This window comes from Brevibacterium sp., from assembly GCF_022712115.1.
In the GTDB taxonomy this organism is placed as follows: Bacteria; Actinomycetota; Actinomycetes; order Actinomycetales; family Brevibacteriaceae; genus Brevibacterium; species Brevibacterium salitolerans.
This window is the reverse complement of sequence record NZ_JALAHB010000088.1, coordinates 16411-31590: the sequence shown is the minus strand read 5'-3', so window position 1 is coordinate 31590 and position 15180 is coordinate 16411. Positions and strand designations below refer to the sequence as shown.

Sequence of the window (15180 nt, the reverse complement as noted above, 5' to 3'; positions counted from 1 at the left end):
GTCCCGGCCCCAGTGCCCGCGCCGCTCGCGAACGTCGTTGCGTCCGCGGCATGGAACTCCGCCTCGAGCCCGAGCTGTGCGGCAGTGGCCTGTGCGGACGCGATCGCCTCCGCGGAGACCTCGACACCGATCACCCTCCTGGAGCTGTGCTCCTCACGCGGCCGCGCGCAGTGCAGCGCGAAGCCGCCCACCCCGCAGAACAGGTCCCATACGACGAACTCCTCCTCGTCGCCGCCGGCCCGGAGCCCGCTGCCCTCGGCCCGGTCACTCTCGGTCCGGAGCTCACTACCACCGGCCGGGAACCCGTCGTCGTCCGCCCGGACGGCGGCCTCGGCCCGGAACGCGGCCTCGGCGGCATCCGCCCACTCCGCGGCCTGCACGTACAGCTGCGAGGCGACGGCGGTGTTCGTCTGCAGGAACGACTGCGGCCGCACGCGCAGCGGGATCCGCCCCTGCCGTACCGTGAGCGCGTCCTCACCCCAGATGTGCACCTCCTCCGGCCCCTCGAGGACCGCGGAGTGCTCGGGCTGGAGGTTCGCCGTCACCACACGGACTCCCGGCACCGCCTCGGTGAGCAGGCCGATGTGCTCGCGGATCCGCGCCACGGGTGTGGCGTCCCGCAGCACGAAGCGGACCATGAGCTCACCCGCGTCCGAGGCCGTCACCAGCATGTGCTTGAGCTGGCCTCGGCGGCGGCTCACGGAGTACGGGGGCACCTGCGCGCGGCGGATGAGCCCGGGCAGCGCAGCCAGAGCGGCGTGGACGGGAGCGGGGTACAGGGGGCAGTCGCTGAGGTCCACGCCTGTGCCGTCCTCGTCGACGATGCCCAGGACGGGTGCCTCGGCCGTTCCGCTCACCACCATCTTCGCCTTGTTCCGGAAGCCGGCCAGCGGACTCCGCACCGGCGCTCCCCAGTACGAGCCGCTCGCCGTTGCGTGGACCGCCGGAGTGCCGCTCGCCGCGGTGCGGTCTGCCGACCGGACGTCCGCGTAGGGGTCGAGGAGGGCGGCGACCTCGGCCTGCACCCGCGTGAGGCGGTCCTCCGTGGCCACCGGGAGGAGCGTGCAGGAGCGGCACTCGTGCGCATCGAAGTGCGCGCAGGCGAGGAGCGTGCGCTGCGGGACGGAGAGGAGCTCATTCATCGCTCCCAGGGTACGGGCCGCCGGCGGACGCCCGTCCCGTCTCACTGGCCGGCAGACATGAATCCCATGAAGTGAGACGGGAGAGGTCGCGAGTTGGGAACGGTGCGAGGCGCATGTAACATTCCTGTCATGAACTTCCTTCTCGTCGTCATTACCCAGCGCGCGGAGACCCGCAGCTGACGCTCTGACGACGTCCCGCGCGCCCTTTCCACCAGGAAGGGCGTTTTTTTGTGCGAGGCGGACGGTGCGCACTCCGTGAGGAGCGCGGATCGATGCCGAGCGAGGAGCGGGGCATCCTCCGCCGTCCGGGCCCATCCCGGCGCGGGCGGCGGAGGACAGAAGATCTTCGAGGCCAGCAATAAGGAGCTACCCGTGGCAGGTCCAGCACCGGCGCGCACAGCGCGCGCCGAATCCCCCACGCCCGCCTCCGTGCCGCATCCCGGCACGGCGCGCCGCGCATCCGCACCCCGCAGTGAGGTCATCACCGGGGCGCAGGCGGTCATCCGCACACTCGAGAGGCTGGGCGTCGACACGGTCTTCGGCCTGCCCGGCGGCACGATCCTGCCCACCTACGACCCGCTGCTCGACTCCGAGCAGATCGACCACGTCCTCGTCCGCCATGAGCAGGGCGCGGGCCACGCGGCCACCGGCTACGCGGCGGCGACCGGCCGGGTGGGCGTCTGCATGGCGACCTCCGGTCCCGGTGCCACCAACCTCGTGACCCCGCTCGCGGATGCGCACATGGACTCCGTCCCCGTGCTCGCGATCACCGGTCAGCAGTCCTCGGCGCTCCTGGGCACGGACGCCTTCCAGGAGGCGGACATCGTCGGCATGACCATGCCCGTCACCAAGCACTCCTTCCTGGTCACGCAGGCCGAGGACATCCCGCGCGCCCTCCGCGCCGCCTTCCACATCGCCAGCACCGGCCGCCCCGGCCCCGTGCTGGTGGACATCACGAAGGACGCGCAGGCCGCGCAGCTGGAATTCGTGTGGGAGGACGACGTGGAGCTGCCCGGCTACCGTCCCGTCAACCGCCCGCACGCCAAGCAGATCCGCGAGGCGGCCGCTCTCATCGCGAGTTCGAAGCGGCCTGTCATCTACGCCGGCGGCGGCATCGTCCGCTCAGGCGCGCACGCGGAGCTCCTGGCACTGGCGGAGGCCTCGGGCATCCCCGTCACCACCACCCTCATGGCGCGCGGTGCCTTCCCGGACTCCCATCCCCAGCACCTGGGCATGCCCGGCATGCACGGCACGGTGCCGGCGGTGGCCGCCATCCAGAAGGCGGACGTGCTCATCGCGGTGGGCTCCCGCTTCGACGACCGCGTGACCGGAGACCTGTCCACGTTCGCGCCGCACGCCAAGGTGATCCACGCGGACATCGACCCGGCGGAGATCGGCAAGAACCGCACGGCGGACGTGCCGATCGTGGGCGATGCCCGTGAGGTGCTCTCCGCGCTGCTGGACGAGCTGAAGAACTCCTTCGCCTCCTCGCTGGAGGACGGGCGCGCGGCCTGGTGGAAGCTCATTGACGGCTGGAAGGCCTCCTACCCGCTGGGCTACGAGCGCACGGACACGGGTCTGTGCGATCCGCAGTACGTCATCGAGCGCATCTCCGCGCTCACCGGTCCCGAGGGCGTCTACGCCGCCGGCGTGGGCCAGCACCAGATGTGGGCGGCGCAGTTCGTGCAGTACGAGCGCCCCCACTCCTGGCTGAACTCCGGCGGGCTCGGCACCATGGGCTACGCCGTGCCCGCGGCGATGGGTGCGAAGAAGGGCCAGCCCGACCGTGTGGTCTGGGCCATCGACGGCGACGGCTGCTTCCAGATGACCAACCAGGAGCTCGCCACCTGCGTCATCAGCGGCATCCCCATCAAGGTCGCCATCATCAACAACTCCTCGCTGGGCATGGTGCGCCAGTGGCAGACGCTGTTCTACGACGGCCGCTACTCGCACTCGGACCTCAACACCGGCCACGAGACGGTCCGCGTGCCCGATTTCGTCAAGCTCGCCGACGCCTACGGCTGCTTCGGCCTGCGGGTGGATCGCAACGAGGACGTCGACGCCGCGATCGAGCAGGCGCTCGCGGTCAACGACCGCCCCGTCGTCCTCGACTTCACGGTCCCCGCGGACGCTATGGTCTGGCCCATGGTGGCCGCCGGCGTGAGCAACGACCAGATCCAGTACGCCCGTGACATCCGCCCGGACTTCTCCTCCGAGGCCGAGGAAGGTGAGATCTGATGAGCCGCCACACGCTCTCGGTCCTGGTCGAGGACAAGCCGGGTGTGCTCACCCGCTTCACCGGCCTCATCGCCCGCAGGGGCTTCAACATCCACTCCCTTGCCGTGGGAACCACGGAGCTCGAGGGCCTGTCCCGCATCACCGTCGTGGTCGATGTGGACGACACGCCGCTCGAGCAGGTGACGAAGCAGCTCAACAAGCTCATCAACGTCATCAAGATCGTCGAGCTCGAACCGGAGAGCTCCGTCCGCCGCGCACACATGATCTTCAAGGTCCGGGCGGACGCCGCGGCCCGTGTGCAGGTGGCCTCCGTCGTGGAGATGTTCGGCGCGCGCATCATCGATGTCGCCGTCGACGCCGTGAGCGTCGAGGCCACCGGTGAGCAGGACAAGGTCGATGCCCTGCACCGCGTCCTCGAGCCCTTCGGCATCAAGGAGATCGTGCAGTCCGGCACGCTGGCCATCGGCCGCGGCTCCAAGTCCATGACGGACCGCGCCGGCCGCTGAGCCCTCGCCCTCCCGGTGCGCGCGGCGCGTGTGCGCGGGGAGGGCACCGGACGGGCGTCTGCGGGAAGTCAGGCGCATCGTCCGCACCGTGAGATTCTGAGAGGGTGCCCGCGCACCCGTACTATCCTGGGATGCGGATATACGCATCCCACCCCGTGAGAAGGAGTAACCCCATGGCAGCAGAGCGCTTCTACGACGACGACGCAGACCTGTCCGTCATCCAGGGCAAGAAGGTCGCCGTCATCGGCTACGGCTCGCAGGGCCTGGCCCACTCGCTGAGCCTGCGCGATTCCGGCGCCGAGGTCCGCATCGGCCTCAAGGCGGACTCCAAGAGCCGCGACAAGGCCACCGCGGAGGGCCTCGAGGTGGGCACGCCCGCCGAGGTCGCCGCATGGGCCGACGTCATCACCATCGCCGCTCCGGACCAGGTGCAGGCCGAGATCTTCAACAACGAGATCAAGGACCAGCTGAGCGAGGGCAAGTCCCTCGTCTTCATCCACGGCTTCAACATCCGCTACGGCTACATCACGGCTCCCGAGGGCGTCGACGTCTTCATGGTCGCGCCCAAGGGCCCCGGCCACGTGGTGCGCCGCGAGTACGTCGACGGCCGCGGCGTGCCGGTCCTCGTCGCCGTCGAGGTGGACGCCTCCGGCAGCGCATGGCAGACCGCACTGTCCTACGCCAAGGCGATCGGCGGCCTGCGCGCCGGCGGCATCAAGACCACCTTCACCGAGGAGACGGAGACGGACCTCTTCGGCGAGCAGGCGGTCCTCTGCGGCGGTGTCTCGCACCTCGTGCAGTACGGCTTCGAGACCCTGACCGAGGCCGGCTACCAGCCGGAGATCGCCTACTTCGAGGTGCTCCACGAGCTCAAGCTCATCGTCGACCTCATGGTGGAGGGCGGCATCGCCAAGCAGCGCTGGTCCTGCTCCGACACCGCCGAGTACGGCGACTACGTCTCCGGCCCCCGCGTCATCACGCCGGAGGTCAAGGAGAACATGCAGGCCGTCCTCGCGGACATCCAGAACGGCGCGTTCGCCAAGCGCTTCATGGACGATCAGGCCGCGGGCGCTCCGGAGTTCAAGGAGCTCCGCGCCAAGGAGGAGACGCACCCCATCGAGGCCACCGGCCGCGAGCTGCGCAAGATGTTCGCGTGGCTCAAGGAGACCGACGACGACTACACCGAGGGCACTGCCGCTCGCTGAGTCCCGTCTGCCTCCGGTGAGGCGCGGGAGCGTCCCGCACCCGCCACCTCCTGAGTTACGTCTGCGTACCGGCCGCTCACCACGGCCGCTACGCAGACGTAACTTGCATTCAGGGGCAGATGGCACCTGCACTCAGGGGGCACGCGCACCACGCTGCGGGTCCGCGGAACGAGACGCGCCTCACGTCCTGCTATAGGCTCGGACGGTGACTGAGTACCGCTTTGAGACATTCGAGCCCACCTTCAGCGACGATGCGCCGGAAGCGCGCACGGCGGCCTACCTCCAGGCCGTCACCGCCGGATTCCACGGCAAACGCGACGAACCGGAGCAGGTGAAGCGGCGGGTGGAGCGCTCTCGTGCGGACGGGCGCGTCTTCACCGCGGTCTACGCGGACAAGACCCCGCAGCACGCGCTGGACGCCTCCATCCCCGTCGCGACGTTCGCGCACTTCGAGAAGACCGTCCACGTGGGCGGCGGCCGCCTCGTGCCGGCCCACCTCATCACCTGGGTGACCGTCCGCCCCACCCACCGCCGCCGAGGCCTGCTCCGGTCCATGATGACCGCCAACCTCGTGCGCGCCCACAGCGAGGGCTACCCCTTCGCCGCGCTCACCGCCACGGAGGGCTCCATCTACCGGCGCTTCGGGTTCGGCCCGGCCACCTGGTACAACGAGATCGAGCTGGACACGAGCCCCGGCTTCCAGCTCGCGGTGGAGCCGGACCGCCGCCTCGAGATGGTGGATCCGCAGGTGCTCCGCAAACTCGGTCCCTCCCTCTACGAGCGGTTCCAGAAGGTCTCGCCCGGCGCCACGGGACGTCAGCGCACCTACGTGGACGTGGCGGCCGGCGATCTCGACCGGGACACGGGGGACAAGGACCGGGGCATCCGCGCCGCCGTCCACTACGACGAGGCGGGCGTGCCGGACGGATACGTCTCCTATCGCTTCGCCGGCTGGGACGTGAAGCCCACGACCATCGACGTCATGGACTTCGTGGCGGTCTCCGACGCCGCCTACTCCTCGCTCTGGGCCTTCCTGGGCGCGGTGGACCTCGTGGAGCGCGTGCGGTTCGGCTATGCCGCGCAGGAGTCCCCGCTGCCGTGGCTGCTCGCGGACCCGCGCCGGGTCACCATCACGGCGCAGGAGGACGGGATGTGGCTGCGCATCCTCGATCCGGTCAAGGCCCTGGAGGCGCGCCCCTACACCGTGCCGGGCACGCTCACGCTCGCCGTCACGGACGACATGGGGTTCGCCGCGGGCGTCTACCGGATCGAGTCCGCAGGCACCGGCGCCCGCAGTGCGGAGCCCGGCGATGGCCGCGTGGAGAAGCTCAGCGACGATCCGGCGGGGAAGCAGGCGCAGGACGCGGATCTGCTGCTGGACGTCTCCGAGCTGGGCTCGCTCTTCCTGGGCGGGGCCGATCCCGTGGTGCTGGCCCGCGCCGGGCGCATCACGGAGCGCACGCCGGGCGCGGCGATCTGCGCCCGCTCGCTGTTCGCCCTGGAGCGCGCGCCCTACGCGCCCAACGACTTCTGACATCATCCCCACGGCTTCCGGCAGGAAGACACGGCATGCGCACCGCTGCGCTCATACACACCGCGCGGACGGCGATCCGGCGGAAGGAAGGACTCGCATGAGCACGCACACCTCGGAGACGGTGACCTGGCGGAAGGAGGGCGGGATCGCGGTCGTGGAGATCGCGAACCCTCCCGTCAACGGGCTGGCGGACACGGTCCGGGCGGGCCTCGCCGGAGCGCTCACGGCCATCGCGGCGGACGCCGAGGTCGCCGGCGTGGTGCTCACGGGCACCGGACGCGGGTTCTGCGGCGGGGCGGACGTCCGGCAGTTCAACACGCCGGCCGCCTCCGCGGAGCCCGGTCTGCGCGCGGTGCTGGCTCAGCTGACCTCCCTGCCCGTGCCCACCATCGCTGCGATCCACGGCTTCGCCCTGGGCGGGGGCCTCGAGCTCGCACTGGGCGCGAACTACCGGATCGCCGCGGAGGGCTCCTCGATAGGCCTCTCGGAGACCACGCTCGGCCTCATCCCGGGCGGTGGCGGCACGCAGCGCCTGCCGCGCCTCATCGGCGCCGCACCTGCGCTTGACCTCATCCTCGCCGGTGCGCGTCTGGACGCCGCCGAGGCCCACGCGCGGGGCATCGTGGACGCGGTCTTCACCGGCGACCCGGCAGAGGCCGGGATCGCCTTCGTGCGGGCACGGGTGCAGGAGGCCGAGGCCCAGGGAACGGAGTCACAGGGTGCCGCTGCGCACCCCTCCCTCGACGCCGTGCCCGCGCCGGACGCGACGGGACTGGACCTCGCCGCCGCCCGCGCCAAGGCCGGGCGCAACCGTCGCAACGGCACGGCCCAGCTCGCGGCCGTCGACGCCGTCGAGGCCTCGCTGACCCTGCCGCTGGAGGCCGGCCTGGACCGCGAGCGCGAGCTGTTCACGGTCCTCGTCGAGGGCCCGGAGTCCAAGGCGCTGCGCCATCTCTTCTTCGCCGAGCGCACCGCCGCGAAGATCGACAGTGTGCCCACGGGCACCCCTGTCCGGCAGATCGAGACCGCGGGCGTGGTGGGTTCCGGCACCATGGGCTCCGGCATCGCGATGGCACTGGCGAGCGCGGGCATTCCCGTCACGGTCGTGGACACCACCCCGGAGGCGCTGGAGCGGGCACGGGACCGCGTCGACTCCACCTACCGCTCGCAGGCCGCGCGCGGGCGGATCAGCGAGGAGGCCGCCGAGGCCGCGATCGCCCGGATCTCGCTCACCACCGGCCTGGAGGAGCTTGCGCCGGTGGACATCGTCATCGAGGCGGTGTTCGAGGACATGGACGTGAAGAAGGACGTCTTCGCGCAGCTGGACGGGATCGTGAAGCAGGGGGCGGTGCTCGCGACCAACACCTCGCGGCTGGACGTCGACGAGATCGCCGCGGCCACCCGGCGCCCGCAGGACGTGATCGGCCTCCACTTCTTCAGCCCCGCCAACATCATGCGGCTGCTCGAGGTCGTCCAGGGTCGGGAGACCGCCGCGGACGTGCTCGCCACCGCGATGGCGCTCGCCGGCCGCATCGGCAAGCAGCCGGTGCTCTCCCAGGTGGGTGAGGGCTTCATCGGCAACCGCATGCTCTCCCCGTACAAGCGCGAGGCCGAGCAGCTGCTGGAGCAGGGCGCCACGCCCGCCCAGGTGGATGCCGCCATGGAGGCATTCGGGTTCGCGATGGGACCGTTCGCGGTGGGCGACCTCGCGGGACTGGACGTGGGCGAGGCCGGCCGGCGGACGTTCCGCGCCACTGCCACGCCGGTGCAGATGCAGGCGTTCTCGGAGATCCCCACCAAGCTCTTCGAGGCCGGCCGCTACGGGCAGAAGACGGGGGCCGGCTACTACCGCTACGAAGAGGGCGACCGCACCCGTCACGAGGATCCGGCAGTGCTGGAGATCATCGAGCAGTGTGCCGAGGCCGCCGGTGTCACCCGCCGTGAGGTCACGGACGAGGAGATCGTGGAGCGCTGCCTCCTCGCGCTCGTCAACGAGGGCGCCAAGGTGCTCAGCGACGGCATCGCCCAGCGCCCCGGCGACCTCGACGTCGTGTGGGTGCACGGCTACGGCTTCCCCGCCTACCGCGGCGGTCCCATGCACTGGGCCGCGCAGCAGGGCTGGGCGCAGGTGGTCTCCCGCCTGGAGGAGTTCTCACGGATCCACGGTGAGTACTGGGCGCCGGCGCCGTGGCTCGTGGAGCGCGCACAGGAGGGCTGAGCAGAAGGCCCCCGTCCTGGGCGGACGGGGGCCGGTACTGCCCCGAGGCGGTCGGCTCACTCCTCGCTCATGCCCTCGGCGGGCGGGATGCGGGACATGGTCCGTGCCGGCACCGCCGAGGCCAGCACGGCTGCCAGCAGTGCGACCGCCGCGATGAGCGCCAGCTGGCCCGGGGCGGCGTCCAGCACGGGAGAGGCCGCGTCCCCGAGAAGGGCGGCGGTGCCGACCCAGCCGTAGAAGATGCCCAGTCCCAGGCCCACCACGAGCGCCACGACGGCCATGAGGAGGGCCTCGACCGTGATCATCCGGGCCAGAGCACCGCGGCTGAAGCCCAGGGCGCGCAGCAGTGCTCCCTCCCGCCGGCGGTCGATGACGGCCAGGGTGAGCGTGTTGCTCACGCCGATCACCGCGATGACGACGGCGGCGGCGAGCAGGCCGAGCACCACGGCGAGGGCGACCTGGAACGCCTGGGCGTACTGGGCGCGCTCAGCGGCGGCATGCGGATCCACCGCGTAGCCCTCGGCACCCAGCTGTGCGGTGAGCATCTCGAGCTGCGGCATCGTCGCGTCCTCGGCCGTGCGCACCCAGGTCTGGGCTCCGCCGGCCGGAGCGGAGGCGCTGCCGGAGGCACCGATGCCGAGGGCGCGGGCGTCCTCGGCGGAGAGGAGCGCGGTGCCGGCGGGCGCGGCGAGAGAGGCGTCGAGCTTCAGCTCGAGCTCCTTCCCGCCCACCGTCACCGTGACCGGAGCGTTCTCGTAGTCCGCAGTGGGCCCCTGACCGCCCACCTCCTGCTGGCTCAGCAGCAGGGTGCCGGGCTCCACCTCGTAGCCTCCGCTGCGCAGCACCGTACCGGAGGCGTTCGGTGCGGCGGCCTCGGCGGCGGTGAGCACGGTGAGCTCGCCGGTGAGAGGACCGGCCGGGTCGCCCGCGACGGAGGAGTCGAGGGAGACCTCGGCCCGCGCGGCGGGCACCGTCTCGACGGCCTCGGTGACGGGGGAGTCCGCCAGGAGCGCCTGGACCTCGGATCCCGCTCCGTCGATGACGAGGTCGACGGGGTACTCGCGGGAGGTCTCCAGCTCCACGGAGCGCTGCACGGAGGCGGAGCCCACGACCACGGCGCTCACGAGGGTGACGCCGATCAGCAGCGCCGCCGTCGTCGAGGAGGTCCGGCCGACGGCTTCCCGGGCGGAGCGCCCCGCCAGCAGCACGGTCTTCGAGCGCCGCGTGAGCACGCCGAGGCCCGTCGCGAGCAGACCGATGAGCGGCGGCACCACGGCGCGGGCGGCGAGGAGGACGGCGAGGAAGAGGGCGAAGCAGCCCACGATCGCGACCGGCACGCCGAGGCCGAAGGCTCCCACCAGACACAGCGCCGCTCCGCCGAGCCCGAGCACGGCGCCCGCGATCGTCCGCACCCAGGGGAAGCGCGACTGCGCGGGCCGGACGTCGGCCGGCCGCAGCGCCTCGATGGGGGAGACGCGGGTGGCGCGGCGCGCCGGTGCGAGCGCTGCCGCCATCGTCACGAGCACTCCCACCGCGGGACCCACGAGCAGGGCGGCGGGCCCGGGGGCGATCTGGGCGAACTCGGGCATCCAGAGCGCGCGGGCGAGGGCGGTGAGCCCCCAGCCGAGCAGCAGGCCCGCGCCCACGCCGGCGGCGGAGCCGAGCAGCCCGAGTGCCGCGCCCTCGAGCAGTGTGGCCCCGCGCAGCTGTGTGCGCGTGGCACCGACGGCCCGGTAGAGGGCGAGCACTCGGGCGCGGGAGGCCACGAGCACCTGGAAGGTGTTCGAGATGACGAGGGCGGCGACCCCGGCGGCGAGCAGGCCGAAGCCCAGGCCGATGGTCGCGAGCATGTCCGTCTGCCCGGACATCTCCCTGAGCTGCGCCTCGACGTGCTGTTCGACGGTCACGGCCGTGAAGCCCCCGCCGGCGGAGTCGAGCGCGGTCTGGACGTCCGCGGCGAGCGCGGCCGGATCCGTGCCGGGGTCCGCGGCCACGCGGACGGCGGTGGGGAACACCTCCGCCGGTGCCGCGTCGAGGCCCGCGTCCGTGAGGTAGAGCGTGGTGGCGAAGGGGGAGCTGCCCTCCAGCAGCCCGGTGACGGTGTAGCTGTCCGCATCGTCCGCGGCGTCCGTGGCAGCGGGGTCGGGATCGGCCAGGCGCAGGGTGTCGCCCGGTCCGAGCCCCAGCACCTCGGCATCACCGGCGGGCAGGGCGACCTCGTCCGCGGCAGCGGGCAGGCGCCCTGCGCTGAGCCGCTCCTCCAGTGCGGTGGGGAGATTCGTCACCACACCGGAGACCTCGGTGTCGCCGCTGGCCACCTGGAGGTAGCCGGAGCGCTCCAGGACCGCCTCGGACACGCCGGGCACGGCGCCCACCTCGTCGGTGAGCTCCTGGGTGAGCGCGGTGTCCTCGGCCGCGGGCATCGCCGCGGCCTCCCGATCCGCCTCGAGCACCGCGACATCGGCACCGGCCCACTGCTGGCGGACCTGGTTGCCCAGGGTGTCCCCGAAGGCGGTCGAGAACAGGAACGCGGCGACGATGAAGGCCACGGAGACGGTCACCGCGATGCCCGCGGACAGCAGCCTGCCCGAGGCGCTGCGCAGATTGGCGAGCGCGATGCGGATCATCGAGCGCCTCCTGCACGCGTCTCCGCCGCCCGGTGGGCGCTCGTGGTGATGTGCATGAGCGCCTGTGCCACGGCCTCGGGCGTGGGGCTGTGGAGCTCGCCGGCCAGACGTCCGTCCGCCAGCAGGACCACCCGGTCCGCGCGGGCGGCCGCCTGAGCGTCGTGGGTGACCATGACGACGGTCTGGCCGAACTCGTCGACCGAGGCGCGCAGCAGCCCCAGCACCTCGTCCCCGGAGGCGGAGTCGAGGTTGCCGGTGGGTTCGTCCGCGACGATGAGGTCCGGCCGGGTGACGAGTGCGCGGGCCACGGCGACACGCTGCTGCTGGCCGCCGGAGAGCTCGTGCGGCCGGTGCCGGAGGCGGTCGCGGAGCCCCAGCAGCTCCACGATCCGGGCGAACCAGGCACGGTCGACCTTCCGCCCTGCCAGCTGGGAGGGGAGCAGGATGTTCTCCTCCGCCGTCATCGCGGGCACGAGGTTGAAGGCCTGGAACACGAAGCCGATCCGGTCCCTGCGCACCCGGGTGAGGGCGGCGTCGCCGAGGCCGGAGAGCTGGGTGTCTCCGATCGTCACCTCGCCGGAGTCCGGGGTGTCCAGCCCGGCGAGCATGTTGAGCAGCGTCGACTTCCCGGAGCCCGAGGGGCCCATGATCGCGGTGAATCGGCCGGCGGCGATGTCGAGCGAGAGGCTGTTCAGCGGCCGGACCTGCGCGTCGCCCATGCCGTAGGTCTTGGTGAGGGCGGCGGCGCGGATGGCCGGCCGTGGGCGGCCCGGCTGCTGCGGACGATCCGTGGGCGGGGCCTGGGCGGCGGGGGTGTGCGTCGCTGAGTGACGGGGATGAGTGTTCATGCCTGCCAGTCAACCGCCGCCGCGGAGAGGGCGAATCGGCCTCGGGGATGGTCTTCGCGGTGATGCAGGACACCCGGCCTCCGGCCTCGTCCGCCGGGGTGTCATACCGGGGGATGAGGTGAGGCAGTCCGGAGGGCCGCGGACAGGTCCTCAGTCCTGCGGTGCGACGAGTCCCGCCTCGTAGGCGAAGACCACTGCCTGCACGCGGTCGCGCGCGCCGAGCTTCATGAGGATGCGGCTCACGTGGGTCTTCACGGTGGGCGCGGCCAGGTACAGCTCCTCGACGATCTCCGCGTTGCTCATGCCGCGCGCCACCAGCCGGAGCACCTCGAGCTCCCGCGGGGTGAGGGATTCCAGCAGCCGCGTCTGTTCCGGGGACGGCGTGCGCGCGGCAGGGGCTGCGGCGGCGCCGTGACCTCCGCCGGGAGCAGCGGATCCGGCCTCGGAGCCCTCCCCGGTCCCGTGGCCGGGTCCCGCACCGCCGCCCTGTGCGGCGGCGGGATGCTCCGGGCCGGGGGACCCGCCGCGGGCGAACACCGTGTCCAGCAGCCGCCGGGTGGTGGTCGGGGCGATGACGGCGCCGCCGTCCACCACGGTGCGGATCGACTCGAGCAGCACCTCCGGCTGCGCGTCCTTGAGGAGGAAGCCCGCGGCCCCGGCGCGGAGCGCCTCCAGCGCGTACTCGTCCGTGTCGAAGGTGGTGAGGACGATGATCCGCGGTGCAGGCAGCGTGCCGGAGTCCGCGAGCGCGTGGAGGCGGACGGTGGCCTGGATGCCGTCGCCGCGGGGCATGCGCACGTCCATGAGCACCACGTCCGGGTGCAGCTCCGCTGCGAGCGCGAGCGCTTCCTCACCGTCCCCGGCCTGTCCCACCACGCTCATGTCCGGCTGGGAATCGATGACCATGACGAAGCCCGCCCGGACCAGGGCCTGATCGTCCACGAGCATGACCCTCAGCTGTGTGTCGCTCACGCGTGCGCTCTCCTCGTCTCGTCCCTCGGGGTGCTGCGGTCCTGCACGTCGGCGCCGGCAGGCCCACCGTGCGGAGTCCCATTCTGCCCGGTCCCGTCCGCGGGTGCGCCGATCCCCGGGGCACCGCGCGGCGACTCTGCCGCCCGCGCGGCCGCGGTGTGCCCGGCCCCCGCCGCAGCCGCTGGTGCCTCGGACGCCGTCGGGGTCGCGGGTCTCGCGTCCTCCGCCGCACGGCCGGAGCCGTTCGGCCGGAGCGCCGCGGGAGCTCCGACCGGGAACCGCGCCGTGACCCGGAAGCCGTTCGCCGTCCCGTCGGCTCCCCAGACCGGTCCGGCCTCGAGCTCGCCGCCGTGCAGCTGCGCCCGCTCCCGCATGCCGATGATGCCGTTGCCCCCGCCCGTCCGCGCCAGCGCCTCGCGGTCCGCAGCGCGCCGGCGCCGGCCTGCGCGGCGGCCCGCGGCGCCGTCGTCCGTGCCTTCCCGCGTGCCTGCGCCCGCCCACATCCCGGCTCCGGCCTCGGCGGAGGGCAGGCCCTGGAGCCCGGTGTTGACCACGCTGACCGTGAAGGCTCCCTCGCCCTCGGCGAGCTCCACGGTCGCCTGTGCGCTCGCGCCGGCGTGCTTGAGGACGTTGGTGAGCGACTCCTGGACGATCCGGTAGACGGCGAGCTGCACCGGCTCCGTCAGCCCGGAGCCGCGGGTGAGGACCTCCTCGCCCCGCAGCCGCACGTCGAGGCCCGCGGAGCGGATGTCGGCGAGGAGGGCGGGGACCTCCGCGAGGCCGGGCAGCGGCTTGGCCTCACGCTCCTCGCCGGACTCGGCGCGGAGCACCCCCAGCAGCGAGCGGGTCTGTGCGAGGGCGCTCCGACCGGTCTCCGCGATGGTGGCCAGCACCTCTGCGGCGGCCTCCGGGTTCGTCTTCGCGACGTATCGTCCGCCGTCGGCCTGGACGATGACGACGGACAGGGAGTGGGCGATGACGTCGTGCATCTCACGGGCGATCCGCATGCGCTCGGCATCGGCCGCGAGCCGGGCCTCGGCCGCCCGCTCCTGCTCCAGCAGCCGGTTGCGCTCCCGGATGCCCTCGATCTCCCGGCGGCGGCGATATGCGACCCCGCCCAGCAGCCAGGCGCTCAGCACCACGGCGGCGCAGAACCCGGAGTAGATGGCGATGACCGCGTAGGTCGACGGTTCGAGGGGACTGGCGTCCGGCCCCACCGTGCCCTGCAGCAGGGCGAGGTAGATGCTCAGCCCCATGAGCAGCGAGCCCACAAACCCCAGCGCGAGCACGATCTTCCCGTGGGCGGCGGTGCCCCACTTGGTCGTCGAGTAGATGGTGAGCGGGACGGCGAAGACGGACAGCGAGGGGCCCGTCATGGTGAGCACCGTGAGCAGACAGGCCCCGGCGATGAGGAGCGAGCTCAGCAGCGGTGCGGCCCGGCGCAGGGCCAGCGGCGCGGCCATGAGGAAGGAGAGCGCCACGGCCACCTGCACGGGCATCGCGCTGTCCGTGTACAGGAAGCCCTGCTGCGAGGAGGAGAGCATGCTCACGAAGATGAGCGGCAGCGCCCACACCAGGGTGTCCGCGATCCACGGACGGCGGGCGAAGAACCGGCGGAACCGGGTGAAGGCGCCGGACGGCTCCGCGGACGCGCCTGCCGTCTCCGGAGGCCGGACGGGTGCCGCGCCCTCCGCACGCGCTCCTCCGGTGCCCGAGGAGGCGGCACCCGCAGGCACTGCGGGACCCGGGCCGCGGGCACCTGCGGAGGAGGCGGGAGGAGAGGTCATGGGCACCACGGTAGTGCGCGCATGCCCGCCGGTCATCATCCCCCGGGACGATGATCCGGCTCACGATGTGATCCCCTCCACCGCCGGCCGCGGGCGGCACCGT

General features: G+C 72.6%; 10 protein-coding genes. 5 read left to right on the top strand and 5 right to left on the bottom strand.

What is annotated here, in order from left to right; all coding sequences use genetic code 11:
• Positions 1-1142, bottom strand: a 1142-nt coding sequence (locus Q0A33_RS05505; protein ID WP_291794237.1) for a methyltransferase domain-containing protein, incomplete at its 3' end; no start/stop codon positions are given.
• Positions 1143-1571: 429 nt separating this feature from the next.
• Here Q0A33_RS05505 and Q0A33_RS05500 point away from each other — a divergent pair.
• From Q0A33_RS05500 to Q0A33_RS05480, 5 genes are all read left to right on the top strand, one after another.
• On the top strand, positions 1572-3380 hold the full coding sequence (locus Q0A33_RS05500; protein WP_291794245.1) for an acetolactate synthase large subunit: 1809 nt from the start codon (positions 1572-1574) through the stop codon (positions 3378-3380).
• Positions 3380-3886 carry an acetolactate synthase small subunit gene (gene ilvN, locus Q0A33_RS05495; RefSeq protein ID WP_291794235.1) on the top strand — a complete coding sequence of 169 codons (507 nt, stop codon included), beginning with the start codon at positions 3380-3382 and terminating at the stop codon, positions 3884-3886. The genes Q0A33_RS05500 and ilvN overlap by 1 nt, the downstream gene beginning before the upstream one ends.
• Positions 3887-4059: 173 nt before the next feature.
• The gene (gene ilvC / locus Q0A33_RS05490; protein ID WP_291794233.1) at positions 4060-5091 is read left to right on the top strand and encodes a ketol-acid reductoisomerase; all 1032 of its coding nucleotides are present in this window, start codon (positions 4060-4062) and stop codon (positions 5089-5091) included.
• A 205-nt stretch (positions 5092-5296) separates the two neighbouring features.
• On the top strand, positions 5297-6625 hold the full coding sequence (locus Q0A33_RS05485; protein WP_291794231.1) for a GNAT family N-acetyltransferase: 1329 nt from the start codon (positions 5297-5299) through the stop codon (positions 6623-6625).
• A 97-nt stretch (positions 6626-6722) separates the two neighbouring features.
• On the top strand, positions 6723-8843 hold the full coding sequence (locus Q0A33_RS05480) for a 3-hydroxyacyl-CoA dehydrogenase NAD-binding domain-containing protein (RefSeq protein WP_291794229.1): 2121 nt from the start codon (positions 6723-6725) through the stop codon (positions 8841-8843).
• Between the two features lie 56 nt (positions 8844-8899).
• On the opposite strand, the gene Q0A33_RS05475 is transcribed toward Q0A33_RS05480, so the two are convergent.
• The 4 genes from Q0A33_RS05475 to Q0A33_RS05460 all read right to left on the bottom strand — a co-directional run bounded on the left by Q0A33_RS05475 (position 8900) and on the right by Q0A33_RS05460 (position 15077).
• Positions 8900-11470 (bottom strand): ABC transporter permease, encoded by a 2571-nt coding sequence (locus tag Q0A33_RS05475; RefSeq protein WP_291794227.1) that lies wholly within the window; start codon positions 11468-11470, stop codon positions 8900-8902.
• The gene (locus Q0A33_RS05470; RefSeq protein WP_291794242.1) at positions 11467-12189 is read right to left on the bottom strand and encodes an ABC transporter ATP-binding protein; all 723 of its coding nucleotides are present in this window, start codon (positions 12187-12189) and stop codon (positions 11467-11469) included. The genes Q0A33_RS05475 and Q0A33_RS05470 overlap by 4 nt, the downstream gene beginning before the upstream one ends.
• A gap of 279 nt (positions 12190-12468) precedes the next feature.
• On the bottom strand, positions 12469-13266 hold the full coding sequence (locus tag Q0A33_RS05465) for a response regulator transcription factor (RefSeq protein WP_291794240.1): 798 nt from the start codon (positions 13264-13266) through the stop codon (positions 12469-12471).
• Between the two features lie 20 nt (positions 13267-13286).
• A complete protein-coding gene (locus Q0A33_RS05460) occupies positions 13287-15077 on the bottom strand; it encodes a histidine kinase (RefSeq protein ID WP_291794226.1) in 1791 nt (596 codons plus the stop codon).
• Positions 15078-15180 lie beyond the last annotated feature (103 nt).